Raw genomic sequence first — 25448 nt, 5'->3', positions numbered from 1 at the left:
ATTGATACTGGCACTATGCCACATTTCTGGCGTTTTACAGGTGGAAAAATCACGGGGCTATCCTGCTGCGGCGCGCCTAAAAATGCGGCTTAGGGTGAAGAAGTGTGATCCTGCCGGAGTGAAAAATAGCGATTTACCCTATAATACGCACACGTTTTCGTACAGAGGCAATGGACATATCATGACGCAGGATGAACTGAAAAAAGCGGTTGGCTGGGCAGCGCTGGATTACGTTACCCCGGGCACCATCGTTGGGGTGGGCACCGGCTCTACCGCCGCCCACTTTATTGACGCACTCGGCTCCATCAAGCACCAGATCGAAGGGGCGGTGTCCAGCTCCGACGCCTCTACCGCCAAGCTGAAAAGCCTGGGTATCCACGTGTTCGACAGCAACGAAGTGGATTCGTTGGATATTTACGTCGACGGCGCAGATGAAATCAACCGCCAGATGCAGATGATCAAAGGCGGCGGCGCGGCGCTGACGCGTGAAAAAATCATTGCCGCCATCGCGCGCAAGTTTATCTGTATCGTCGACTCCAGCAAACAGGTAGACGTGCTGGGCAAGTTCCCGCTGCCGGTGGAAGTGATCCCGATGGCGCGATCTTATGTGGCGCGTGAGCTGGTGAAGCTGGGCGGCCTGCCGGAGTACCGTCAGAACGTGCTGACCGACAACGGCAACGTGATCCTCGATGTGCATAACCTGAGCATCATGGATGCCATTGCGCTGGAAAACAAAATCAACGGCATCGCCGGGGTGGTGACCGTCGGCCTGTTCGCCAACCGTGGCGCGGATGTGGCGCTGGTCGGTACGCCTGACGGCGTGAAGGTGGTTGAATAACCCCCATGCTATGGAGGCGCGTATAGTGCGCCTTTATCTTGTATGCGGTCTTGGATCCTGCCTGACCGCATAATTCACTGGCTAAAATATCTTTTATTAAAAGCGCCAAATTTGGTGACATATGTCACATTGTGAGCCTTGGCTCCACAAAGCTTCTGTCTATTTCTTTCCCTTTGGCATTTTCTGCCAAAAACCAGCAACAACGCTGAGCCTTGTACTGACGGGCAGGCAATCGTTTGTATTGCCGCCCGCGTTATTTTTGTTATGTTGGATGCGTGCTGTTCCACAACAGCCGCTTCTGAAGTCTGAATATAGGGTCGGGTAAATGGCAAAAGTATCATTGGAGAAAGACAGGATTAAATTCCTGTTGGTGGAAGGGGTTCATCAAAGCACGGTAGATAATCTGCGTGCGGCCGGGTATACCAACATTGAATATCACAAAGGTGCGTTAGACACCGAAGCGCTTAAGGCATCCATCCGCGATGCTCACTTCGTCGGCATCCGATCGCGTACGCATCTGTCCGAAGAAGTTTTCGCTGCCGCCGAAAAACTGGTGGCGGTGGGTTGTTTCTGTATCGGCACTAACCAGGTTGATCTGAAAGCGGCGACCAAACGCGGCGTTCCGGTGTTTAACGCACCTTTCTCCAATACCCGATCCGTGGCCGAAATGGTGCTGGGCGAGCTGTTGCTGATGCTGCGCGGCATTCCTTCCGCCAACGCCAAGGCACACCGTGGCGAGTGGCAGAAACTGGCCGTCGGTTCGTTCGAAGCACGTGGCAAGAAGCTGGGGATTATCGGCTACGGCCATATCGGCACCCAGTTGGGTATCCTGGCCGAAGGCCTGGGCATGAAGGTGTTTTTCTACGACATCGAGAACAAGCTGCCGTTGGGTAATGCCCAGCAGGTAAGGCATCTGTCCGATTTGCTCAATATGAGCGATGTGGTGACGCTGCACGTGCCGGAAACCCTGTCGACCAAGAACATGATGGGTGCAGAAGAGCTGGCGCTGATGAAGCCGGGCTCGATTCTGATCAACGCCTCGCGCGGCACCGTGGTGGATATCCCTGCGCTGTGCAAGGTACTGGCCAGCAAACATTTGGCCGGTGCGGCGATCGACGTCTTCCCGGAAGAGCCTGCGACCAACAGCGAGCCGTTCAACTCGCCGCTGTGCGAGTTCGACAACGTGATCCTGACTCCGCATATCGGCGGCTCTACTCAGGAAGCGCAGGAGAACATCGGCGACGAAGTGGCGGGCAAGCTGGCGAAATACTCCGACAACGGTTCGACCCTGTCGGCGGTTAACTTCCCGGAAGTGTCGCTGCCGGCGCATGGCCCGAACGCCAGCCGCCTGCTGCACATCCACGAGAACCGCCCTGGCGTACTGACGCAGATTAACCAGATCTTCGCTGAAGAAGGGGTGAACATCGCCGCGCAGTACCTGCAAACCGGTCCGGAAATCGGCTACGTGGTTATCGATATCGAAGCGGAAATCGAACGTGCTGACGCCGCATTGCAGCGCATGAAGGCGATTGCCGGTACCATTCGCGCCCGCCTGTTGTTCTGAGTGTTCGCGCGTTAACGAAAAGGCCGGATTTATCCGGCCTTTTGCTATTCCAGCTCCCGCCACACCCAATTCTGCGACGGAGTGATGATTTCCGGTAGCGGGATATCCCAATGCTCCACCGGGACCTTTTCCACCTGCTGACAGTCATGCGCCAACCCTATCGGGTAGAGGCCTGTAAGCTGCCAGTTTTGCAGAGTGCGATCGTAGAACCCGCCGCCCATCCCCAAACGCTGGCCTGCGCTGTCAAAGGCGACCAGTGGCGTCAGCACCACATCGAGTTCACCGACAGGTAATACATGGCGTACGTCGAGCTGTGGCTCAAGGATATGGAAGCGGTTGTTCACCAAGAGCGTATCCGGGGCATAGCGCAGGAACAGCAGATTGCCGGCGCTGAACGGGTGCAGAACCGGCAGATAAACCTGCAAGCCTTGCCGCCATAACCGTTCGATCAGCGGAGCGGTATCCAGTTCGCCGTCAAACGACAAGAAGACTGCAACGCTCTGTGCCGCCAGAATACGCGGATGCGCAGCGATACGATCGGCCATCTGCAAAGCAAAATCATGTTGTTGTTCAGGCGTTAAAGCGCGTCGACGTTGACGGATTCGGTTTCGGATATTCTGCCGCTGTTGGGCATATTGGGATTGAAAAGACATAATCAGCACACATACCGCTGAGGAAGGGGGAATCTCCGAGATGCCGTCGCAGGCTGTAACCCTTGAACCCATGGTTCAAGGTGAACGTGCTGTCGCAATCTTAAGGCTTCTCGGCGGGCCGAGCATGCACACCGATCGCGGATCATCACATTCTGTTGGTACTAAATATCGGCTCAGGGGACTGGCCCGCTGGCGAACATCTCAGAGAAATTTTTTACTCATTGCCGAAATCTTGGATTTCAGCAATTTAAGTTATTCGAATTGTGCATCCTGACGTTCAGAGATGCGACCCTGTTCAAGCAAAGCTTGTTCAATGGTCTGTTGCAGCATACGAATGCGTTGTTCCATATTGGACGCATAATCACGGGTTTTCAACCGTTCTTGAGCAAGTTCGTGACATACGTTCAATGCCGCGATAAAAACCAGTTGCTCAGTATTTGAGACTCTAGTGCGAACTTTAAGATCTTGCAACCGTTGGTTAAGATCGTCCGCCGCCATGTTCAACGCATCTTGTTGTTCTGGCGGGCAATTGACTCTTAACGAGCGGCCAAAAATTTGAATATCTACCGGTTGTGCAGACATGCCACCTTCCTGCCTAAATTTCGCGCCAGCCCCAGTTCGCCCTTACCGAGCCACCAAAGCGGGCGCCACTATATATACCTCGGTACCAAGATACAACCCCTTTTTCAGTACCTGGTTGTAATCTACCGCGACAGACATTACCAGTCAAAAAAGGGTTTCAAAATGCGTATTTAGCGTCATTTTGATCCCTGCCGGCACTGTGTGAGTTCTGGCGCATCACGATTATAACTAGCCACTGAGGTGTCGCGCTTATCTGGTACAGCGATGGACCTTGGTGGTAGCATAACACGAACTTATCCTGCCAACGATGACGAATGCGCATGTCTATACAGAATACATTTCCAAGTTACCAATCTTTGACCGCTGCTCTCAACCAGCAAGCGGTGGCGTTGACCGCAGCAGAAATGCACGGTTTGATCAGCGGCCTGTTGTGCGGTGGCAGCCGCGACGCCGGCTGGCAAACGCTGGTCTATGATCTGACTAACGAAGGCGTGGCCTTTCCGCAGGCATTGAGCCTGCCGATCCAGCAACTTTATGAAATTACGCGTGAAACGCTGGACGACGACGACTTCATGTTCCAACTGATGATGCCGGAAGGCGAAACGGTCAGCGTGTTCGATCGCGCCGATGCGCTGGGCGGCTGGGTGAACCATTTCCTGCTCGGGTTGGGGATGATGCAACCGAAACTGGCCCAGGTGAAAGACGAAGTGGGTGAGGCGATCGACGATCTGCGCAATATCGCTCAACTGGGTTACGACGAAGACGAAGATCAGGAAGAGCTGGAACACTCTCTGGAAGAAGTGGTGGAGTATGTGCGGGTGGCGGCTATTTTGTGCCATACCGAATTTACCCGCCGCAAGCCGACGGCGCCGGAGAATGTCAAACCGACCTTGCACTAAACCCCGATACCACGCCCATTAGAGGCCGTGAGCACAGGCAGATTGATTTCAGGAGAAGGTGATGACTCAGCAGGAATTCAACAACCGCCGTCAGGCGCTGTTGGCGAAAATGGCTCCGGCCAGCGCGGCAATTATTTTCTCTGCGCCGGAAGCGACGCGCAGTGCAGATACTGAATATCCCTACCGTCAGAACAGCGATTTCTGGTATTTGACCGGTTTCAACGAGCCGGAAGCGGTGTTGATTCTGGTGAAGAGCGACGAAACGCATAACCACAGCGTGTTGTTCAACCGGGTGCGCGATCTGACGGCGGAAATCTGGTTTGGCCGTCGCCTCGGCCAGGATGCCGCACCGGCTAAGCTCGGGGTGGATCGCGCGCTGTCGTTCGATGAAATCAACGATCAATTGCACTTGCTGCTCAATGGTCTGGACGTGGTTTATCACGCGCAGGGCGAATATGCCTATGCCGATCAGATCCTGTTTTCGGCTCTGGACAAGCTGCGCAAAGGCTTCCGTCAGAACCTGCAAGCGCCGGCGACCATCACCGACTGGCGTCCGTGGTTGCACGAAATGCGCCTGTTCAAATCCGCTGAAGAACTGGCAGTGATGCGTCGCGCCGGTGAGATCAGCGCGCTGGCTCATACCCGCGCGATGGAAAAATGTCGCCCTGGGATGTTCGAGTATCAGCTTGAGGCGGAGATCCTGCATGAGTTTACCCGCCTTGGCGCCCGTTACCCGTCTTACAATACCATCGTCGGCGGCGGCGAGAATGCCTGCATCTTGCACTACACCGAAAACGAGAGTGAGTTGCGCGATGGCGATCTGGTGCTGATTGACGCCGGTTGCGAGTATAAAGGCTATGCCGGCGACATCACCCGTACCTTCCCGGTCAACGGCAAGTTCAGCCAGCCGCAGCGTGCCCTGTACGACATCGTGCTGGCGTCGCTGATGCGGGCTCTGGAACTGTTAAAACCGGGTGCCAGCATCCGTGAGGCGAACGACGAGGTCGTGCGTATCATGATTACCGGGCTGGTGGAACTGGGCGTCCTGAAAGGCGAAGTGGATCAACTGATTACTGAACAAGCGCACCGTCAGTTCTATATGCACGGGCTGGGCCACTGGCTGGGGCTGGACGTGCACGACGTCGGCAATTATGTCACGCCGGCCCGCGATCGCGAGCTGAAACCGGGCATGGTGCTGACCGTCGAGCCGGGCTTGTACATTGCACCGGACGCAGACGTCCCGGAACAATACCGCGGCATCGGCATTCGCATTGAAGACGACATTGTGATCACCGTCGGCGGCAATGAAAACCTGACCGCCGGCGTAGTGAAAGACGCTGATGCCATTGAAGCGTTGATGGCGGCGGCAAGGTAAGCGGATGAGCGTAATTATCGTTGGCGGCGGCATGGCGGGGGCGACGTTGGCGCTGGCCATCTCGTCGATGACCCAGGGAAGGATGGCGGTTGATCTGGTCGAAGCTACGCGGCCGGACGACCGCAGCCATCCGGGGTTTGACGCCCGTGCCATCGCCTTGGCGCAGGGTACCTGCCAGCAGCTGACGCGTATCGGCGTCTGGCCGGCGCTGCGCGACTGCGCGACGGCCATTACCCATGTGCACGTCAGCGATCGCGGCCACGCCGGATTTGTTAACCTGTACGCGCAAGATTATCAGGTCGATGCGCTTGGTCAGGTAATTGAATTGCACGACGCCGGCCAACGGCTGTTCGCGTTGCTGGCCAAAGCGCCCGGCGTCACGCTGCACTGCCCGGCGCGGGTGGTCGACGTGCTGCGTACTGCGGACCGTGCCGAAGTGCTGTTGGATAACGGACGGCGCATCAACGGGCAACTGTTGGTGGCGGCGGACGGATCGCGTTCGGCGCTGGCACAGGCCTGCAATGTACAGTGGCAACAAAGTGAATATCCGCAGTTTGCCACCATCGCCAACGTCACCACTTCAGAGGACCCGCAAGGGCGAGCCTTCGAACGTTTCACCCGCTATGGGCCATTGGCGCTGTTGCCGATGTCTCAGGGCCGCAGTTCGCTGGTGTGGTGCCATGCGCGTGAAGATCGCGCCGAGGTCGATGGTTGGGATGACGCCCGCTTTATCAGTGAGCTGCAACAGGCGTTTGGCTGGCGGCTGGGCCGGATCGTCAAAACCGGCAAACGTCACAGCTATCCGCTCAGTCTGCTGACCGCCAGCCGGCATGTCAGCCATCGGCTGGCGCTGGTGGGCAATGCCGCGCAGACGCTGCATCCGATTGCCGGTCAGGGGTTCAATCTGGGCCTGCGCGATGTGATGTCGTTGGCGGAAACGCTGGCAGAGGCGGAGCAGACGGGCGAAGATCCTGGTGGCTATGCGCTGCTGAGCCGCTATCAGCAGCGGCGGCAGAAAGATCAGCAGGCGACGGTCGGCGTGACCGACGGCCTGATCCGGTTGTTCGCCAATCGTTATGGTCCTTTAGTGGTCGGCCGCAATCTGGGCCTGATGGCGATGGAACAGCTGCCGGCGGTGCGTGATGCCTTTGCCAAACGCACGCTGGGCTGGGTGGAACGCTAGGCTGGTGTATAAGCAGGGGCGCAGCGTACTGCGCCCGGAACGCCGCGCAATCGCTGCGCAGCGAGTCATTTAAGGAAATTAAGCAGCATGCAATCATTTGACGTGGTTATCGCCGGCGGCGGTATGGTGGGGTTGGCACTGGCCTGTGGCCTGCAAGGCAGCGGCCTGCGCGTTGCGGTGCTGGAGCACCGGCAACCGGAAATGACGCCGCCGCAGGAACAGCCGGCGCTGCGCGTATCCGCCATCAACGCCGCCAGCGAGCGTCTGCTGCAGCATATTGGCGTGTGGGACGAAATCCTCGCCCTGCGTGCCAGCGCCTACAACGCGATGGAAGTGTGGGATCGCGACAGCTTCGGCAAGATCGCCTTTCGCGGCGACGAATGCGGCTTCAGTCACCTCGGCCACATCATTGAAAACTCGGTAATCCAGCAGGCGCTGTGGAAGCGTGCGGAAAGCCTTAGCGATGTCACGCTGATCACCCCGGCGGCGCTAAAACAGGTGGCTTGGGGCGAGAACGATGCCTTTATCACGCTTGAAGATGGCCGCATGCTGACTGCCCGGCTGGTGGTGGGGGCCGACGGCGCGCATTCCTGGTTGCGTCAGCACGCCGATATTCCGCTGACCTTCTGGGATTACCGCCATCATGCGCTGGTGGCCACCATTCGCACCGAAGAGCCGCACCTGGCGACGGCGCGGCAGGTGTTTTATGGCGATGGCATTCTGGCATTTCTGCCGTTCAGCGATCCGCATCTGTGCTCTATCGTGTGGTCGGTAGCGCCGGAAGAAGCGGAGCGTCTGAAGCAACTGGATCCGGAACAATTTAACCGTGAGTTGGCGATGACGTTCGATCTGCGCCTCGGCGCCTGTCGGCTTGAAAGTGAGCGCCAGACCTTCCCATTGACCGGGCGTTACGCGCGCAGCTTTGCCGCGCACCGTCTGGCGTTAGTGGGGGATGCGGCGCATACCGTGCATCCGTTGGCCGGCCAAGGAGTGAACCTGGGCTTTATGGACGCCGCCGAGCTGATTGCCGAACTGCGGCGCCTGCAACGTCAGGGCAAGGACATTGGCCAACATTTGTACCTGCGTCGCTATGAGCGCCGCCGCAAACATGGCGCGGCCGTGATGTTGGCGAGTATGCAAGGGTTCCGTGAGCTCTTCGACGGCAATCACCCGGCGAAGAAACTGCTGCGCGATGTCGGTTTGCGTCTGGCCGACAGCCTGCCGGGCGTGAAGCCGAAACTGGTGCGCCAGGCAATGGGCCTGAGCGATTTGCCGGAGTGGCTGGCTTAACCGGCTTATGAAAGAGGCTGGCGCTCCGGCCTCTGCAACCCCTCTTCAATTCTGTGTCTGGCGCTCCAGGCGCGTCGGGTACGGCTCCTTATACCCATAGCTTTTCCTTATATAACCCTTCATTTGAAATAATCTAATTTCAGCCCAGTTTTAGCATTACTTTTTCTAATTCCATAACCGGTTATCAAAAGTCGAAATCCCGCGACTGGCCATTGGTTTGTTATATAACTTCGGATTTTTGGTGCTTCAATTGTTGTTTTTGTGCCTTAAAGCGCATTTTTCCAGTTAAAAACTCTGCACACTAGCCCGGCGTTTTACTGGCGACGGACACTGCCAAGCCTATTTTAACTTATGGTTAATGTGGTCGTTCGGTGATAACGTCAGAACAAAGGTATCGTTTGCGTCACGACGGTTAGCCACAGTTTCCGTACGTTTCGGCGCAGCGTTTCTGTTGGGCAGTCAGTGCGCCACGTAACCCGGCCCGCGAGCCATAATCTGACGTATTGCGTGGCAGCACCCTAACTTCAGCTACTGAGTGAAATGAGGGAAAAGATGGCAAAGCAAACCCCACTGTACGACCAGCACGTGGCGTGCGGTGCGCGCATGGTAGATTTTCATGGCTGGATGATGCCGCTGCATTACGGCTCCCAGATCGATGAGCACCACGCCGTGCGTCAGGATGCCGGTATGTTCGACGTCTCCCATATGACCATTGTGGATCTGCGCGGTGCCCGCACCCGCGAGTTCCTGCGCTATCTGCTGGCGAATGACGTCGCCAAACTCACTCAACCTGGCAAAGCGCTGTACACCGGCATGCTGAATGCGTCCGGCGGCGTGATCGACGATCTTATTGTTTACTTCTTTACTGAAGACTATTTCCGCCTGGTGGTGAACTCCGCCACGCGCGACAAAGATCTGGCCTGGATCGAAGAACACGCAGCGCCTTACAGCATTGAGCTGAGGGTGCGTGACGATTTGGCGCTGATTGCGGTGCAGGGCCCACAGGCCAAAGAACGCGCCGCCACCCTGTTTACCCCGGAGCAAAAAAACGCGGTTGAAGGCATGAAGCCCTTCTTCGGCGTACAAGCCGGGGATCTGTTCATTGCCACCACCGGCTATACCGGCGAAGCGGGCTATGAAATCGCCCTGCCGAAAGAGCAGTCGGCGGATTTCTGGCAAAAGCTGCTGGCGGCGGGCGTTAAACCGGCCGGCCTCGGCGCGCGCGACACGCTGCGCCTGGAAGCGGGCATGAATCTGTACGGCCAAGAGATGGACGAAGGCGTTTCGCCGCTGGCTGCCAACATGGCCTGGACCATCGCCTGGCAGCCGGAAGATCGCCAGTTCATCGGCCGCGACGCGCTGGAACAGCAGCGGGAACAGGGCACAGAACAACTGGTCGGTTTGATCATGACGGAAAAAGGCGTATTACGTAATGAGTTGCCGGTGCGTTTCACCGACGCGGCAGGTCAGGCGCACGAAGGGGTGATCACCAGCGGCTCCTTCTCGCCAACCCTGGGCTTCAGCATTGCCCTGGCGCGCGTGCCCGCGGGTATCGGCGAGCAGGCTATCGTGCAAATCCGCAACCGCGAAATGCCGGTCAAGGTCACCAAACCTGGCTTTGTTCGAGCCGGTAAGCCACTGATTAATTGATTTTTTTATTCTCTTATTTCTTCGAAGGAGTAGCTGGCGATGAGCAATGTGCCAACAGAATTGAAATACGCGGCATCCCACGAATGGGTGCGTGACGAAGGCAATGGCGAATACGTGGTAGGCATCACCGAACACGCGCAGGAACTGCTGGGCGACATGGTGTTTGTCGATCTGCCAGACGTTGGCGCGGCAGTGACCGCCGGTGACGACTGCGCCGTGGCGGAGTCGGTTAAGGCCGCTTCCGATATTTATGCGCCAATCAGCGGTGAAATCATCGCCGTCAACGACGCGCTGGAAAGCTCTCCGGAGCTGGTTAACAGCGAGCCTTATGGCGATGGTTGGCTGTTCCGCATCAAGGCTTCCGACGCTGCCGAGCTCGGTAAGCTGTTGGATGCCGGTGCCTACCAGGCTTCTATCGACGAGTAATCGACATACTCTTGGTCTTTCAAGCTGCAGCGTTGTTATCTGCACTTGCTTACCCCAGTGACTTAAGTAAGCGCCTGGGGATAAGCAAGCCGGTCGCCTGGCGGCAGCTTGAAATCCATTGAGTATGTAACCGCCTCTACCTATGATTTGATAGCAGGGCGTTTTAGTTCAGGCTATATCCCGTACCCCGTCAGCATTCAGGAATTTGTAGCAATGACTCAGACACTCAGCCAACTTGAACACAGCGAAGCGTTCATCGAACGCCACATCGGCTCTTCTGCGCAACAACAGCAGCAGTTGCTGGAAGCGGTGGGCGCACGCTCGCTCAGCGCGCTGATCCAACAGATTGTGCCGGCAGACATTCAACTGCCAGGGCCGCCGCCGGTGGGCGATGCGGCGACTGAACATCAGGCGCTGGCCGAACTGAAGGCGATTGCCTCGCAGAATCAGCGCTACAAATCCTATATCGGTATGGGCTACAGCGCGGTGTTGACGCCGCCGGTGATCCTGCGCAACATGCTGGAAAATCCGGGCTGGTACACCGCGTATACGCCATATCAGCCGGAAGTGTCGCAGGGCCGTCTTGAGGCACTGTTGAACTTCCAGACGGTGACCCTTGATCTGACCGGTCTGGATCTGGCGTCCGCTTCGTTGCTTGACGAAGCCACCGCCGCCGCCGAAGCGATGGCGCTGGCCAAGCGCGCCAGCAAGCTGAAAGACGCTAACCGCTTCTTTGTGGCCGACGATGTGCACCCGCAAACGCTGGACGTGGTACGCACCCGCGCCGAAACTTTCGGCTTTGAAGTGATCGTCGATAAAGCCGAGAAGGTGCTGGATCTGCAGGGTGTATTCGGCGTGCTGCTGCAACAGGTGGGCACCACCGGCGAGCTGCACGACTACGGCGCGTTGCTGGCTGAGCTGAAAACCCGCAAAATCGTCACCAGCGTGGCAGCCGACATCATGGCGCTGGTGCTGTTGACCGCACCGGGCAAACAGGGCGCAGACGTGGTCTTCGGCTCCGCGCAGCGCTTTGGCGTACCGATGGGCTACGGCGGCCCGCACGCTGCCTTCTTCGCCTGCCGCGATGAATTCAAACGTTCAATGCCGGGCCGCATTATCGGCGTTTCCCGCGACGCTGCCGGCAACACCGCGCTGCGTATGGCGATGCAAACCCGTGAGCAACATATCCGCCGCGAAAAGGCCAACTCGAACATTTGTACCTCGCAGGTGCTGCTGGCCAACATCGCCAGCCTGTACGCGGTGTACCACGGCCCGCAGGGCCTGCAGCGCATTGCCGGGCGTATCCATCGCCTGACCGACATTCTGGCCGCCGGGCTGCAGCAGGCCGGTCTGGCGCTGCGTCATAAAACCTGGTTCGATACCCTGACGGTGGAAGTCAAAGACAAGGCCGCCGTGCTGGAACGCGCGCTGAGCTTTGGCATCAACCTGCGCACCGACATCCACGGTGCGGTCGGCATCACGCTGGACGAAGCCACCTCGCGTGAAGACGTGCAGACGTTGTTCGCCCTATTGGCGGGTGACGAGCACGGTCTGGACATCGACGCGCTGGACGCGGCGGTGAGCAAAAACAGCCAGTCGATCCCGCCGGCAATGCTGCGCAAGGATCCGATCCTCTCCCATCCGGTATTCAACCGCTACCACAGCGAAACCGAGATGATGCGTTACATGCACCGTCTGGAGCGCAAAGATCTGGCGCTCAACCAGGCGATGATCCCGCTCGGTTCCTGCACCATGAAACTGAATGCGGCGGCGGAAATGATCCCGATCACCTGGCCTGAGTTCTCCGAACTGCACCCATTCTGCCCGCCAGAGCAGGCGGCAGGCTATCAGCAGATGATTGGCCAGCTGTCGCAGTGGCTGGTGCAACTGACCGGTTACGACGCGGTTTGCATGCAGCCGAACTCTGGCGCGCAGGGCGAGTATGCCGGCCTGCTGGCGATCCGCCGTTACCACGAAAGCCGTAATGAAGCGGGCCGTCATATTTGCCTGATCCCAAGCTCGGCGCACGGCACCAACCCGGCTTCCGCCCAGATGGCGGGCATGAGCGTCGTGGTAGTGGCCTGTGACAAGAACGGCAACATCGATCTGCACGATCTGCGCATCAAGGCGGAACAGGCGGGCGAAGAACTCTCCTGCATCATGGTGACCTACCCGTCGACCCACGGCGTGTACGAAGAAACCATCCGTGAAGTGTGTCAGATCGTTCATCAGTTCGGCGGCCAGGTGTATCTCGACGGTGCCAACATGAATGCTCAGGTCGGCATCACCACGCCGGGTTACATCGGCGCAGACGTCTCGCACCTCAACCTGCATAAAACCTTCTGCATCCCGCACGGCGGCGGCGGCCCGGGCATGGGCCCGATCGGCGTCAAAGCGCATCTGGCTCCGTTTGTGCCGGGTCACAGCGTAGTGCAGATCGACGGCGTAACCACTCAGCAAGGCGCGGTCTCCGCCGCACCGTTCGGCAGCGCTTCTATTTTGCCAATCAGCTGGATGTACATCCGCATGATGGGCGCGGAAGGGTTAAAACTGGCGAGCCAGGTGGCGATCCTCAACGCCAACTACATCGCAACCCGCCTGAAAGATGCCTATCCAGTGCTGTATACCGGCCGCGACCATCGCGTGGCGCATGAATGTATTCTCGATATTCGTCCGCTGAAAGAAGAGACCGGCATCAGCGAAATGGACATCGCCAAGCGCCTGATCGACTACGGCTTCCATGCACCGACCATGTCGTTCCCGGTCGCGGGCACGCTGATGGTCGAACCCACCGAATCGGAAAGCAAGGTGGAGCTGGATCGCTTTATCGACGCGATGCTGGCCATCCGCAGCGAGATCGACCGGGTGGCGAAAGGCGAATGGCCGCTGGAAGACAACCCGCTGGTGAACGCACCGCACATTCAGGCGGAGCTGGTCAGCGATTGGCAACATGCCTACAGCCGCGAACTGGCGGTGTTCCCTATCGCCGGTGTGCGTGAGAACAAATACTGGCCGAGCGTGAAGCGTCTGGATGACGTGTATGGCGACCGTAACCTGTTCTGTTCCTGCGTGCCAATGAGCGAATACGAATAACACATTCGGCAAAGTTTGTTAGCAAGGGACACCGCATGATGCGGTGTCCCTTTTTTATTGCCGGGCCGCAGTGATTGCGCTTCACTGCTTAATGGGCAAACTCAATGGCATAAGGAATCGTTATGAAAGCGGCAATCGTAAAAGCGTTAGGGCAGCCACCGGTTTTCGGGTCAGTCGAAGAGCCGCAGGCTCAGGCGGGGGAGGTGTTGATTGAGGTGACATTGGCGGGCATCAAGCAGCTTGACCGCGCGATGGTGGCGGGAACCCATTACTCCAGCCCGAAGAGCTTGCCGATCGTTCCGGGTACCGATGGCGTGGGTTATACGCCTGACGGTCAGCGGGTTTATTTTGCCTCGTTCCGTCAGCCGCATGGCGCGCTGGCGGAACGAACCGTCGCGTCATGGACAGTGCCGGTGCCGGAAGGCGTGGATGACGCCACTGCAGCGGCGCTGATAAATCCGGCTTTCGCCGCCTGGCTGCCGCTTCATTGGCGGGCTGAGGTGCAGCCGGGGGAAACTGTGCTGATTATCGGTGCCACGGGCACGTCGGGCAAGCTGGCGGTGGCCGCCGCGCGTCAGGCGGGAGCGGGGCGCATCGTGGCCGCCGGCCGTCGGCAGAGCGTGTTGGATGCGCTGGGTGTTGATGGCACGGTAGATCTCGGATTGGAAGGCGCTGAGCTGGTACAGGCCTTTGCCGACGCAGCAGGCCCGGCAGGTTATAACGTGATTGTCGATTATATCTGGGGAGCGGCCACCGAAGCGCTGCTCGCCACCTTGAACAACCATGACCTCTCTTCCTACGCCGGTGGGCGCGGCATCCGGCTGGTTAACGTCGGCTCAATGGCCGGGCCGGATATCCGGCTGCCGGCGGCGGTGCTGCGCAGTAATCAGCTGCAGATTATGGGCAGTGGCACCGGTAACTTCCCACCGGTGGCGGAAATGCAGAGATACGCCAACGAGATCCTGGCCCTGGCGGCGGCAGGCAAGATCGCCGTCGAGACGCAGGAACATGGTTTGACCGAGATTGCCGCGGTCTGGGATCTGAACAAGAAAAGCGATGTTCGCTCGGTGATCCGCATTTCTCGTTAAGCTGGGAGCCTGGTGGCCAGTTTGGTCGCCAGGAAAAAACTGGCCAGCGCCGCCCCGCCGATGATCAGCCCGAGCCAGTACGGCACCCGCCCCCAAATGGGCCAGATTCCTTATTCCTTTCCCTGTGGCGCCGGGTAATTTTCCGGCAGATCGATAACAAACCCGATACCGCGATCGTCAAGCCCTTCGGTGATCCGCAATTGTGCGCCGATTTTATCGGCCAGGTTCTTGGCTATCGCCAGCCCCAGGCCGCTGCCGATCTGCTGGGTGCCTGGCACGCGGTAAAAGCGTTCAAACAGGCGTTTGCAATGTTCTTCATTCACACCCGGCCCGTTGTCGCGCAGGCTAATATAGCAACCCATTGGCGACAGTGAGCGGATGTTGGCTTCGATATGACCACCGGCCGGCGCGTATTTGATGGCGTTATCCAGCAGGTTGGTGAATATGGCAATCAGCGAGTGGCGGTCGGTCTCAACCACCACATTTTCACTGCCATCCAGCGAAAGTTCGACATTTTTTTCCAGTGCATAGGGCACGTGCTGCGCAAGGCATTTGCTGATTTCCGCGTGGATATCTACCGCTTCAATCTTCAGCGGAAAGTTCTCCGACTCCAGTTTGGCCAGATCAATCAGCTGGCGTGACAGCGATGCTGCGCGATCCAGCCCCTGTTGCATGTCCTCAATAATTTCCTGCCGCTCGGTTTTATCAGCCACCTGTGTCAACAGGTGCAACTGCGCCAGCACGGCGGCGATCGGGGTGCGCAACTCGTGGGCGGCATCGGCCATAAAGCGTTTTTCACGCTGATTGGCGGCGTCGATACGCGTCATCAACTTATTGATTTCCAACACTACCGGCCGGATTTCCTGATATTGTTCACGGACGCTGATCGGCGATAAATTGCCGGGTTTGCGATCGGAGATCATCCTGGCGATTTGCCGCAGCGGCCGCAGGCTGAAATAGGCGGTGATCAGCAGAGTAACAATAATGGCCGCCAGGACCACCAGCAGCGGGATCGCGGTGCTTTCCGCCGGGTTGCCGAAAATAGTGGTGCGGTTGTCAAAGGATTCGCCGACGATCACTCTAAAACGCTGTTTATCGCTCCAACTGCCGGCGATATGCCACTTCACGTTGGCATAGCTGATGGTGCCGGACAACACGGAAGGCGGCAGGGACAAGGGTTTTTCCTGCGGCGGCGAGGCGTAGATCATCTGATTATTATGGTCGTAAACCAAAAACAACGGACGATAGTCTATTTCGTCCTGCATGCCGTTTTTGATCGAATCGATATACATTATTTCGATATCTTTGATAATCTCGACATAATTGTGTCCGGTAATATCGGTTTTATCGAGAATGTTGGCGATACCGCGTGCGACAAGACGTTGCTGATTATCCAAATACTTCTCTGCATCGGGGTAATACAGATATTTTACCCAGCCAAGCAATATTCCCCATAGTACGAGTATTGCCATAACCTGAAAAACAATGGTGCGTATAAAAAAAGATTTGAAACTAATCATCCCTGCGTCTCTTTTTTTAATAAATAGCCGATGCCGCGCACGGTAATAATTCTTTCCTTGCCGATCTTGCGTCGCAGGTTATGCATGTGCACCTCCAGAGAATTACTTTCCACGCTGTCGCCATTGCCGAACAGCCGCTGTTCCAATGTGGCTTTGCGCACTACGGTTCCGGCGCAGCGCATCAGCTCATGCAGCAGTCGGTACTCTTTTTTTGATAACAGCAACAGTTCGTCTTCCAAGGTGACCTGATGGTTCATCGGGTCCAGATACAGATTACCGAGGCTCCAGGTTTGGGAGGCGAACCCGGCCATGCGTCGGTTCACCGCCTTCACGCGCGAAATCAGTTCCGGCAGCGCAAAAGGTTTTGCCAGAAAGTCGTCGGCACCGGAGTCCAGGCTATTGACCAGACTCTCGATGCGGTCGCGGGCGGTCAGAATAATGATCGGAATATTTTGTCCGGCGGCGCGCCATTCGACCAGTTTCGTCAAGCCGTCGCCATCGGGCAGGGTCAGATCCAGCAGCATTAAATCGAAGCTGCCCTGCGATAATTGAAGTTGTGCATCATGGACCAGCCGCACCCAGCACAGATCGAACCCTGCCAGTTCCAATGCGCGGCACAGGGCTTTGCCCAATTGCAGATCGTCTTCCACAAGCAAAATGTTCACTGGATATCCGGTTTATGTCACGGCGCTGGCGGCTATATAACTACAACCCTCAGCGGAAGACAACGCCGTGCGGCTTTTCGCTTATGCCTTTTTAAGCAAACCTTAATCTGGCGTTAATTTCGCGTTAAGGCAACGACTCAGGGTTTCGGGTAGGCTGCTCCAGCACAACAGTCACCTTAGGGTAAAAAAATGCATGCTGGCAACGCTTTAAATTTAGCCCTCTCTGGCGGGATTGTCCGTCCGTGCGTGATTTTATTTATCGCTCTGGAGCTGCTGATTTTTCACGTAGGTGCCCGGGAAGAAAATAATTCAGTCCCACACCATCCCGCCGTACAGCTCAGCCCGCATACGGAGATGTCGGATATTTTTGACGGTTTTAAACCACGTATGAAAAAACAATTACGGCGCCTGATAGCGCTATAACACTCCCATTAAATAATAAGGTAGATACGGTGAAAAATACTCTGGGTTATTCTGCGATGACGTTGTTGATGCTATTTCCCCTGCAGGGTTTTGCGCAGGATGGCGGAGAAGCTTCATTGAAACTCAGTGGCGGTATGGCGGTAGCACCGGTTTATCAGGGGGCTTCCAGCTATAGCGCCGTGCCGTTGTACGATATTCAGGCCGGTTACGATAAATCGGACTGGGGTGATTTCAGTCTGGGCCTGATCGACGGCGCACGCTGGCAGTTACCCTTGTCAGGGCCGTTTGGCATCGCCTTATTGGCCGGTTATGACGCCGGACGAGATGAGGAAGTGAAAACGCTGAGCGGCCGCAACAAGCGGCTAAAAGGCATGGGTGACCTCGACGGTGCTCTTGAGGCGGGCATAGAACTTAGCTATAAATTTGACCCTTTCCATGCCTTTGTAAAAGGTATGCAGGCCACCAAAGCACGTCGTTACGGCGATGAGGATCTGGGGCATACCGCCTATGTCGATCTGGGTGTGGCGGCAGTTTATTCGCTGAGCGAGGCGCTGACCCTGTCGAGTGATCTGAGCACCACCTGGGCCAACAGCGGTTATCAGCGCGGCTATTTTGGTGTGACGCAGCGGCAGGCGCAGCAAACCTCTTTCGCCGCCTATCGGCCGGGGAGCGGTTTTAAGCAGGTGACGCTCAATGGCGCGCTGAATTACCAATGGACGCCGGAAATCGCCTTCCAGGCCGGTGCGGGTATCTATACTTTGTTGGGTGACGCGGCTAAAAGCCCGATCGTCGAGAAAAAAGTGGCTGGGGTTGCCTTCCTGGGCGCCAGTTACAGTTTCTGATTTCCCAACCATAACAAGGAATAGCATGTCGAAAGTTGCACTGGTCACCGGCGCCAGCCGGGGCATTGGGCGCGCCACGGCGCTGCTGCTGGCCCGCCAGGGTTACGCGGTGGGTGTTAACTATCTGAAAGATGAAGCGGCGGCGCGGCAGGTGGTGGCGGAGATCGCGTCCCTGGGGGGCCGGGCGTTGGCGCTGCGAGCGGATATCGCCGATGAAAGCCAGGTAGTGGCGATGTTTGCTGCGCTGGACGTGACCCTTGGCCCGATCGACGCACTGGTCAACAACGCCGGCATTCTGTTTCAGCAGGCCGGTATCGAGCAACTTACCGCCGAGCGCATCAACAAGGTATTGACCACCAACGTGACCGGTTATTTTCTCTGCTGCCGCGAGGCGGTGAAGCGCATGGCGAAGCGCCATGGAGGGAAGGGCGGGGCAATCGTTAATGTGTCGTCCGCCGCCGCCCGTTTGGGGGCGCCGGGGGAATATGTCGACTATGCCGCATCAAAGGGCGCGGTCGACACCCTGACTACCGGGCTTTCTCTGGAGGTGGCGGCGCAGGGCATTCGGGTCAACGGCGTGCGACCGGGGTTTATTTATACCGAAATGCACGCCAGCGGCGGTGAGCCGGGGCGTGTCGACCGGGTAAAAAGCGGGTTACCGATGCAGCGTGGCGGCTATCCGGAAGAGGTGGCGGAAGCCATCGCCTTTTTGCTGTCCGATGCCGCGTCTTACGTGACCGGCAGTTTTATCGAGGCTGCCGGTGGGCGGTGATTGAACGCGGTGCTGCGTGAAGCGATGCTGAAGGAGCATGAGCACGAAGAGTAAAATCGAGTTGGCGTTGTGGCTAATTGTCCGGTGATTTCAGGTCACCGGATTTGTTCTCTGAGTCTGCTCAGCCCTCGTGCAACAGCGCGCTGCGGAACGACAGAATATGCGCTTCTGCCGCGTCGGCCGCGGCGTCGCTGTCCTGGGCGGCCAGTGCGGCGATAATCGCCCGATGCTCCTCGATCACTTCCCGCATATGCCCTTCCCGCGACAACGTGCTGGCCCAGAAACGCTGCGCCCTGGCGTGCAGCACGCTCAAGATATCCGCCAGCATGTTATTGCCGGCGATCAGCGCCAGTTCCTGATGGAACGCATGATCGAGCGTCATCATCCGAATCCGGTCGCGGCTCTGGCAGGCGGCTTCGATTTGTTGGTTGAGCGCGGTCAGCGCAGCGATCTGTGGCTCGGTAATCCTTTTGCTCGCCAGCCGCATGCACAGCATTTCATTGGCCAGCCGCACTTCGATCAGCTCCAGCGCGTCATCCATCGACAGCGGCGATACCATTACCCCTTTGCGCGGGATCACCTGCAGCAACCCTTCATTCGCCAAACGGTGGATCGCCTGATTGATCGGCGTTCTGCCCATATCCAGTTCGCTCATGACCTGTGCGGTATTGAGATACTCACCGGGTTTATAGCTTAACGTCACCAGCGCCTGCTTGAAGCGCCGATAGGCCAGTTCATTCAGTGACAGCCCGGCTTCCTCTGCCGTCGGGAGTGTCTGGCTCTCTGCGTCAACGGTCATCACGTTCTGCTCCTGCAAGAAGAAAGTTTTTAGACATAGTACACAAAAACATGGCACGGAAATCGCTTATTTGGTTACTAAAGATATAGTGAAATTTCACAGTATTTTAACTAAAGAGGCACAATGCCATGAGATTGACCTTCACTTTACCCGAATCCTGCGGCGCCGTGGCGCTGGATGTCGAGATTGATCATCTGGTGATCGCCGGCTGGACCGGCCGCGACCGCGAGGCGATCCTGCACCATATTCGGGAGTTGGCCGAGCTGGGCGTGCCCCAACCCAGTGCAATCCCACTGTTTTACCGGGTGGCCGTTAACCAGCTTAGCCAGAGCGAACGCATCGAAGTGATCGGCAACGCCACCTCCGGGGAAGCTGAACCGCTGATCTTCGCCCACCGTGGCGAGCTGTACGTTTCGCTGGCGTCCGATCATACCGATCGTCAACTGGAAGCGCACAGCGTAGCGCTCTCCAAACAGATCTGCGTTAAGCCGGTTGCGCGCTCCGCCTGGCCGCTGCGAGAGGTGATCGCGCACTGGGATTCGCTGATCCTGCGTTCGTGGATCAAGGAAGACGGGGAATTCCGGCTCTATCAGGAGGGAAGCCTCGCCAGCCTGCGCACGCCGGGCGATCTGCTGGAGCGCTATCTGGGCGGACAGCAGTTGCCGGAAGGCGGGCTGACGGTACCGCAGCCGCGTGATGGATTAGCTATGACCTGCGGTACGGTGGCGGCGATTGGCGGCATCCGGCCGGCGGCCGAGTTCCGCATGGAACTGGCGGACGAGGTGCTGGGGCGTTCTATCACTCATGGCTATCACAGCATTGAACTGCCGGTGGTGGCGTGATGAAAAAACTGACTTTAGGGCAAGCCGCCGCCGGGCTGGCCAGCGGTGAATTGACCGCCGTGCAACTGACCGCCGCCGCGCTGGCGCACATTGCCGATGAGCAGGGCGAGGGGGGGCGCGTTTTTACCCGCGTTTATGCGCAGTGGGCGCAACAGCAGGCACTGGCGGCCGATCGTCGGCGTGCGGAGGGGAAGCCATTGTCAGCGCTGGACGGCGTTCCTGTGTCGGTCAAAGACCTGTTCGACGTGGCCGGTGAAGCTACCGCCGCCGGCTCACGGCTGCTGGCCGCAGCACCGGCCGCCGCAAAACACGCCGCCGTGGTGGAACGCTTGTTGCAGGCGGGTACGGTGGTTATCGGTAAAACCAACATGACCGAGTTCGCCTATTCCGGGCTTGGGATCAACCCTCACTACGGCACGCCTGCCAACCCTTGGGATCGCGCTGCACGTCGTATTCCCGGCGGTTCATCCTCCGGCGCTGCGGTCGCGGTGGCCGACGGTATGTGTTTTGGTTCGATTGGCAGCGACACCGGAGGATCGGTGCGGATCCCGGCGGCCTTCTGCGGCCTGACCGGTTTTAAGCCTACCGCCCGGCGAATTAACGATGGCGGCCTGTTGCCGCTGTCACCGTCGCTGGATTCGATCGGCGTGATCGCCCACGACGTTGCCGGTTGCATCGCTCTGGATGCGGCGATAACCGATCGGCCGTTACAGCCGCAGTTAAAAAATGTGAGTCAGGCGCGTTTTGCGGTACCGCAAACCCTGGTGCTGGACGGCCTGGATGAAGAGGTCGCTGCGGCGTTTCACTTCAGCCTGCAGCGGCTGGCGCAGGCCGGCGCGCAGATTGAAACCATTCCCTGCACGGAATTCGCCGAACTGGCGGCCATCAATGCCGCCGGCGGTTTTAGCGCGCTGGAGTCCTGGCGCTGGCACCAGGCGCTGATCGCTGAGCATGCCGAGGAATATGACCCACGGGTGCTGTCGCGCATTTGCCGCGGTCAGCCGCTGGGGGAGGAGGATTTGCAGCGGCTACAGCAACTGCGTGCCGATTGGCAACGGCGGGTGACTGCCGCCGTGCAAGCGTTTGACGCGTTGCTGATGCCGACCGTACCGCTGGTCGCGCCGACCATTGCCGAGCTTGAAGCGGATGAAGACGCCTATTTCCGTATCAATGGCGCTGCGCTGCGCAATCCTTCGGTGATCAATTTCCTCGACGGCTGCGCGCTGTCGCTGCCTTGTCAGCGGCCCGGCGGAGCGCCGGTTGGCCTGATGCTGGCTGGGCTACCTATGCATGACGAGGCGTTGCTGGGCTGGGCGCTGGCGATTGAACGCTGTCTCGCCGGTGCGTGATTTTCCGGTGGGGCATAGCCCCGCCATACTTTGAGCTAACAGGAGAGTACCCATGACCGGTTCCCCGAACGGAATGCTGTTTGTCGCAACAGATGTCGCCGCGCAGGACGAGGCGGATTTCAATCAGTGGTACGACCGTGAGCACGTGGAAGAGCGGGTACGTGTTCCCGGTTTCTTGTCGGGCACGCGCTACCAGGCGTTGCAGGGCGGGCGTAAATACCTTGGGTTGTATAAAACCGAATCCCTGGCCAGTTTTACCTCTGCGGCCTACCGCGCCGCCTTTACCCAACAAACCCCCTGGTCGGTGTCGAGCCTCGATAAAATGCGTGATCCGATGCGTCGGGTGTGCGCGGTGGAGGCAGTAACCGGGCAGGGCTGCGGCAGTCATTTGGCCATCATCACCCTTGAGCAGGCAGAGCCTGAGGGGCTTAAGCTCGCCATTACACATCTGGGGAGCATGCTGGCGGAACAACCCGGTTTTGTCTGCAGCAGCCTGCTCTCGCCCGACGTTGAACTCAGCTCGCCGTTGCCAAAAGAATCGCGGGAAAACCGTCGCCTGCTGCCGATGCTGCTGATTGAAAGCAGCAGCGCCGCAGCCGGTCAGCGGCTAAATGAACTGGCCTGTCGCCAGTTGAAAACCGCTGCTGAGACCACTCAACACTATGTCCTTGGCTGGCAACTGACCAAGCAGGAGCTGACATCATGAGCACATCAACCACTGAAACGCCGATCGTCGATTCGTCTGCCGCCGCCTCTGCTGCCCATCCGCCGAAAACCGGCAGGCTGGCGGCTGCCAGTTCGATCGGCACCGCACTGGAGTGGTATGACTTCACCGTTTACAACATTATGGCGGCGCTGATTTTCAACCACGTGTTCTTCCCGTCGTTCGATCCGCTGGTGGGCACCATTCTGGCATTTTCCACCTATGCGGTCGGCTATGTTTCGCGGCCGATCGGCGGCATCGTTTTTGGCCATCTCGGCGACGTATTGGGTCGGCGATTTGTGCTGGTCACCACGCTGGTGATTATGGGTGTCACCACCGCACTGATGGGGCTGCTGCCCGGTTACGCCAGTTGGGGTGTCTGGAGCCCGCTGCTGTTGGTGACGCTGCGCTTTATTCAGGGCATCGCGCTGGGGGGCGAATGGGCGGGTGCGGTCTTGTTGTCGATGGAACACGGTAAATCGCATCAGCGGGGACGCAACGCTTCGTTTGCTCAGGTTGGCCCTTCCTGCGGCACGTTGATCGGCACAGGGTTGATCACGCTGGTGACGGTGGCGATGTCGGCGGATGATTTCCAGCAGTGGGGGTGGCGTATTCCTTTCCTGCTCAGCCTGGTGCTGGTGGTCTTTGGCTTGTGGTTGCGCCGCGGCGTGGGGGAAACGCCGGCATTCCTGAAGCTGGAGGCTTCGAAGGATGTGACTCAGGCTCCTATCCGTGAAGTCTTTACTCAACACAGGCGGCCGTTGCTGATCGCCGGCGGCTCGCGCATCGGTTCCGACGTGCTGTATGCGCTGGTGGTGGTATTTACCCTGACCTATGTCACTACGGTGCTGAATCTGCCGCGCCCGCTGGCGCTGACTGCCACCATGCTGGGGGCGATTGGCAATGCCATTACCGTGCCGATGTTCGGTGCGCTGTCCGATCGCTTTGGCCGTCGGCCGGTGTATATCGGCGGGGCGCTGGCGGCGATGGTTTGGGCGTTCGTGTTCTTTGCGTTGCTGGACAGCAGCCAGCCGGTGCTGATCTGCCTGGCGGTGGTGATCGGCTTGCTGATCCATGCGGCAATGTACGGCCCGCAGGCGGCATTTATCACCGAACAGTTCCCGACCCGGGTACGTTATGCCGGCTCGTCGCTGGCCTACACGCTGGCCGGCATTCTCGGTGGCGGCTTTGCGCCGCTGATTATCGCTACGTTGTTCAAATCCTACGACAGCACGTTGGCGATCTCGGCGTATGTGGTGGTGGCGTTACTGATCACGCTGTGGGCGGTGATTGCCGCGAAGGAGACGGCGCACAAACCGTTGTAAAGGAAGGCCGGGTGAGGGATTCACCCGGCTTGCTGCGGCTGAGGGATTACTTCAGCCAGCCTTTGCGCTGCGCATCCTGCAGGTGTTGCAGCAGGTGCTTCCACAGCTCCGGGTGGACTTCAGCGATCATCGCGTTGCGTGACAGCACTTGCTCCAGGCTGATGCCGTTCTCGACCCAGCTTTGGCCTTCGTTATGCAGATTCATCAGCATCGGCATGGTGCGGTCCAGCACCAGCGCAAAGCGCGCGTCGGCGCTCTCGCCATCTTCATACTCCTGCCATAAAGCGGTGAAAGACTCGCGTTGTGGCGTCGGCAGCATGCCAAACAGCCGCCGCGCCGCCGCCACTTCCTGATCGTGGATTGCTGCGCGCGCCGCCAGATCGTAAACCAGCACGTCGCCGGCGTCGATTTCCACGATGTCATGCAGCAGTGCCATCTGGATCACTCGCTGGATATCAACGCCTTCACCGGCGTATGGCGCCAGGCTGAGAGCGGCAATGGCAAAGTGCCAACTGTGCTCGGCGGAGTTTTCCTGGCGTTGGGTGCCGAGCACTTTGGTGCGGCGTTGCACGCTTTTCAACTTGTCGATTTCCATCAGGAACTGGATGACCTGGGTCATTGAGCCGAAATCTAACGCGGGTACAGCGGATGACATGGTGTAAACCTCAAGGTAGGTGGGTTGAAGCTCGTCGATTGTAGACCAGCGGGCAGGGGATTTCGATGTTTGTGGCGTTACACGCATTCACAGTTTTATTTTAGCGTACACGTGTACACTGGAATTGTTCTCAGTTAAGCTGGTTTGCGGTAATTTCGAACAATATTGTGCGTTTGAGGGTTTGTGATTTATGGGAAATACGGGCGTAGTGATGAAAGCCGAGAACGACAGAAATACCGCTACGGCGTATCCGTGGGCAGAAGAGATAGCCAATAGCATCAGCCACGGTATCGGACTGGTTTTCGGCATTGTCGGGCTGGTGTTGTTGCTGGTACAGGCGGTGGATACCGGCGCCGGTATCACGGCCATCGCCAGTTACAGTCTTTATGGCGGCAGCATGATCCTGCTGTACCTTGCCTCAACTTTGTACCATGCCATTCCGCATCAGAAAGCCAAACACTGGCTGAAGAAGTTTGACCATTGCGCCATTTATCTCTTGATTGCCGGTACCTACACGCCGTTTCTGCTGGTGGGGCTCAACTCGCCGCTGGCCAAAGGGCTGATGGCGGTTATCTGGGGGTTGGCGCTGCTGGGGGTATTGTTCAAACTGGCGTTCGCCCATCGCTTTGAGGCGTTGTCGTTGGTCACCTATCTGACGATGGGCTGGCTGTCATTGATCGTGATTTATCAGTTGGCGACCCGCCTGGCGATCGGCGGCGTAACGTTGCTGGCGGTGGGGGGCGTGGTCTATACCCTGGGGGTGATTTTTTACGCCTCCAAACGGTTCCGCTTCGGTCACGCTATCTGGCATGGCTTCGTGCTCGGCGGCAGCCTGTGCCATTTCATGGCGATTTATCTGTACGTCTGATTCCGCTAAATCTTTCACACTGCAGCGTTGTTGGTTGCGCGTGC

At 58.1% G+C, this 25448-nt stretch carries 24 protein-coding genes and 1 other RNA gene; 18 read left to right on the top strand and 7 right to left on the bottom strand.

Annotation, left to right across the window (positions count from 1 at the left end; all coding sequences use genetic code 11):
- Nucleotides 1-181 precede the first annotated feature (181 nt).
- The gene (gene rpiA / locus SERAS12_RS20635; protein WP_006327765.1) at nucleotides 182-838 is read left to right on the top strand and encodes a ribose-5-phosphate isomerase RpiA; all 657 of its coding nucleotides are present in this window, start codon (nucleotides 182-184) and stop codon (nucleotides 836-838) included.
- Nucleotides 839-1163: 325 nt separating this feature from the next.
- Entirely contained in the window at nucleotides 1164-2402 is a 1239-nt protein-coding gene (gene serA, locus SERAS12_RS20630; protein WP_013814403.1) for a phosphoglycerate dehydrogenase, read from the top strand.
- 44 nt (nucleotides 2403-2446) lie between these two features.
- Here the strand turns inward: serA and SERAS12_RS20625 are convergent, their stop codons facing one another.
- The 3 genes from SERAS12_RS20625 to zapA form a co-directional block, all read right to left on the bottom strand.
- Nucleotides 2447-3055, bottom strand: a complete 609-nt coding sequence (locus tag SERAS12_RS20625) for a 5-formyltetrahydrofolate cyclo-ligase (protein ID WP_041416643.1) — start codon at nucleotides 3053-3055, stop codon at nucleotides 2447-2449.
- Between the two features lie 28 nt (nucleotides 3056-3083).
- A non-coding RNA gene (ssrS, locus tag SERAS12_RS25865) (6S RNA) lies at nucleotides 3084-3266 on the bottom strand.
- A 41-nt stretch (nucleotides 3267-3307) separates the two neighbouring features.
- Nucleotides 3308-3637: a cell division protein ZapA gene (gene zapA, locus SERAS12_RS20620; protein ID WP_004931621.1), complete on the bottom strand. Its 330-nt coding sequence runs from the start codon at nucleotides 3635-3637 to the stop codon at nucleotides 3308-3310.
- Nucleotides 3638-3957: 320 nt separating this feature from the next.
- Here zapA and SERAS12_RS20615 point away from each other — a divergent pair, with 320 nt between their 5' ends.
- The 8 genes from SERAS12_RS20615 to SERAS12_RS20580 all read left to right on the top strand — a co-directional run bounded on the left by SERAS12_RS20615 (nucleotide 3958) and on the right by SERAS12_RS20580 (nucleotide 14641).
- Complete coding sequence (locus SERAS12_RS20615) at nucleotides 3958-4536, top strand: YecA family protein (protein ID WP_041416347.1); 579 nt, start codon at nucleotides 3958-3960, stop codon at nucleotides 4534-4536.
- 61 nt (nucleotides 4537-4597) lie between these two features.
- Complete coding sequence (gene pepP / locus SERAS12_RS20610) at nucleotides 4598-5911, top strand: Xaa-Pro aminopeptidase (protein WP_013814400.1); 1314 nt, start codon at nucleotides 4598-4600, stop codon at nucleotides 5909-5911.
- A gap of 4 nt (nucleotides 5912-5915) precedes the next feature.
- Nucleotides 5916-7094: a 2-octaprenyl-6-methoxyphenyl hydroxylase gene (gene ubiH / locus SERAS12_RS20605; protein ID WP_013814399.1), complete on the top strand. Its 1179-nt coding sequence runs from the start codon at nucleotides 5916-5918 to the stop codon at nucleotides 7092-7094.
- A gap of 87 nt (nucleotides 7095-7181) precedes the next feature.
- The gene (gene ubiI / locus SERAS12_RS20600) at nucleotides 7182-8384 is read left to right on the top strand and encodes an FAD-dependent 2-octaprenylphenol hydroxylase (protein ID WP_013814398.1); all 1203 of its coding nucleotides are present in this window, start codon (nucleotides 7182-7184) and stop codon (nucleotides 8382-8384) included.
- A 552-nt stretch (nucleotides 8385-8936) separates the two neighbouring features.
- Nucleotides 8937-10034 carry a glycine cleavage system aminomethyltransferase GcvT gene (gene gcvT / locus SERAS12_RS20595; RefSeq protein WP_013814397.1) on the top strand — a complete coding sequence of 366 codons (1098 nt, stop codon included), beginning with the start codon at nucleotides 8937-8939 and terminating at the stop codon, nucleotides 10032-10034.
- Nucleotides 10035-10073: 39 nt separating this feature from the next.
- Nucleotides 10074-10460, top strand: coding sequence for a glycine cleavage system protein GcvH (gcvH, locus tag SERAS12_RS20590; protein WP_013814396.1), 387 nt, complete (start codon nucleotides 10074-10076; stop codon nucleotides 10458-10460).
- Between the two features lie 213 nt (nucleotides 10461-10673).
- Nucleotides 10674-13553 (top strand): aminomethyl-transferring glycine dehydrogenase, encoded by a 2880-nt coding sequence (gcvP, locus tag SERAS12_RS20585; protein ID WP_013814395.1) that lies wholly within the window; start codon nucleotides 10674-10676, stop codon nucleotides 13551-13553.
- A gap of 122 nt (nucleotides 13554-13675) precedes the next feature.
- Entirely contained in the window at nucleotides 13676-14641 is a 966-nt protein-coding gene (locus SERAS12_RS20580; RefSeq protein WP_013814394.1) for a zinc-binding alcohol dehydrogenase family protein, read from the top strand.
- A 110-nt stretch (nucleotides 14642-14751) separates the two neighbouring features.
- On the opposite strand, the gene SERAS12_RS20575 is transcribed toward SERAS12_RS20580, so the two are convergent.
- A complete protein-coding gene (locus tag SERAS12_RS20575) occupies nucleotides 14752-16161 on the bottom strand; it encodes an ATP-binding protein (RefSeq protein WP_013814393.1) in 1410 nt (469 codons plus the stop codon).
- Nucleotides 16158-16826 carry a response regulator gene (locus SERAS12_RS20570; protein WP_013814392.1) on the bottom strand — a complete coding sequence of 223 codons (669 nt, stop codon included), beginning with the start codon at nucleotides 16824-16826 and terminating at the stop codon, nucleotides 16158-16160. Before SERAS12_RS20570 ends, SERAS12_RS20575 begins: the two co-directional genes overlap by 4 nt.
- A 189-nt stretch (nucleotides 16827-17015) precedes the next feature.
- Here SERAS12_RS20570 and SERAS12_RS25860 point away from each other — a divergent pair, with 189 nt between their 5' ends.
- Genes SERAS12_RS25860 through SERAS12_RS20560 form a run of 3 tightly spaced genes read left to right on the top strand, consistent with a single transcriptional unit; the run spans nucleotide 17016 to nucleotide 18863 of the window.
- Entirely contained in the window at nucleotides 17016-17249 is a 234-nt protein-coding gene (locus SERAS12_RS25860; RefSeq protein WP_013814391.1) for a hypothetical protein, read from the top strand.
- 29 nt (nucleotides 17250-17278) lie between these two features.
- On the top strand, nucleotides 17279-18091 hold the full coding sequence (locus tag SERAS12_RS20565) for a MipA/OmpV family protein (protein WP_013814390.1): 813 nt from the start codon (nucleotides 17279-17281) through the stop codon (nucleotides 18089-18091).
- Nucleotides 18092-18116: 25 nt separating this feature from the next.
- Nucleotides 18117-18863 carry an SDR family oxidoreductase gene (locus SERAS12_RS20560; RefSeq protein ID WP_013814389.1) on the top strand — a complete coding sequence of 249 codons (747 nt, stop codon included), beginning with the start codon at nucleotides 18117-18119 and terminating at the stop codon, nucleotides 18861-18863.
- A gap of 121 nt (nucleotides 18864-18984) precedes the next feature.
- Here the strand turns inward: SERAS12_RS20560 and SERAS12_RS20555 are convergent, their stop codons facing one another.
- Entirely contained in the window at nucleotides 18985-19662 is a 678-nt protein-coding gene (locus SERAS12_RS20555; RefSeq protein ID WP_013814388.1) for a GntR family transcriptional regulator, read from the bottom strand.
- A 128-nt stretch (nucleotides 19663-19790) separates the two neighbouring features.
- Here SERAS12_RS20555 and SERAS12_RS20550 point away from each other — a divergent pair, with 128 nt between their 5' ends.
- The 4 genes from SERAS12_RS20550 to SERAS12_RS20535 are packed head-to-tail and all read left to right on the top strand — an operon-like array spanning nucleotide 19791 to nucleotide 23881.
- Nucleotides 19791-20504 carry a DUF2848 domain-containing protein gene (locus SERAS12_RS20550; protein ID WP_013814387.1) on the top strand — a complete coding sequence of 238 codons (714 nt, stop codon included), beginning with the start codon at nucleotides 19791-19793 and terminating at the stop codon, nucleotides 20502-20504.
- Nucleotides 20504-21853, top strand: coding sequence for an amidase (locus tag SERAS12_RS20545; protein WP_013814386.1), 1350 nt, complete (start codon nucleotides 20504-20506; stop codon nucleotides 21851-21853). The genes SERAS12_RS20550 and SERAS12_RS20545 overlap by 1 nt, the downstream gene beginning before the upstream one ends.
- 52 nt (nucleotides 21854-21905) lie before the next feature.
- Complete coding sequence (locus SERAS12_RS20540) at nucleotides 21906-22559, top strand: antibiotic biosynthesis monooxygenase (RefSeq protein ID WP_013814385.1); 654 nt, start codon at nucleotides 21906-21908, stop codon at nucleotides 22557-22559.
- The gene (locus SERAS12_RS20535; protein WP_013814384.1) at nucleotides 22556-23881 is read left to right on the top strand and encodes an MFS transporter; all 1326 of its coding nucleotides are present in this window, start codon (nucleotides 22556-22558) and stop codon (nucleotides 23879-23881) included. The genes SERAS12_RS20540 and SERAS12_RS20535 overlap by 4 nt, the downstream gene beginning before the upstream one ends.
- A gap of 46 nt (nucleotides 23882-23927) precedes the next feature.
- On the opposite strand, the gene SERAS12_RS20530 is transcribed toward SERAS12_RS20535, so the two are convergent.
- On the bottom strand, nucleotides 23928-24536 hold the full coding sequence (locus SERAS12_RS20530) for an HD family hydrolase (protein ID WP_013814383.1): 609 nt from the start codon (nucleotides 24534-24536) through the stop codon (nucleotides 23928-23930).
- Nucleotides 24537-24726: 190 nt separating this feature from the next.
- Here SERAS12_RS20530 and SERAS12_RS20525 point away from each other — a divergent pair, with 190 nt between their 5' ends.
- Nucleotides 24727-25404, top strand: coding sequence for a hemolysin III family protein (locus tag SERAS12_RS20525; RefSeq protein WP_004952439.1), 678 nt, complete (start codon nucleotides 24727-24729; stop codon nucleotides 25402-25404).
- Nucleotides 25405-25448: the final 44 nt, after the last annotated feature.

It is taken from the genome of Serratia sp. AS12 (genome assembly GCF_000214195.1).
Lineage (GTDB): Bacteria > Pseudomonadota > Gammaproteobacteria > Enterobacterales > Enterobacteriaceae > Serratia > Serratia plymuthica.
This window is presented reverse-complemented; position numbering and strand designations above follow the sequence as displayed.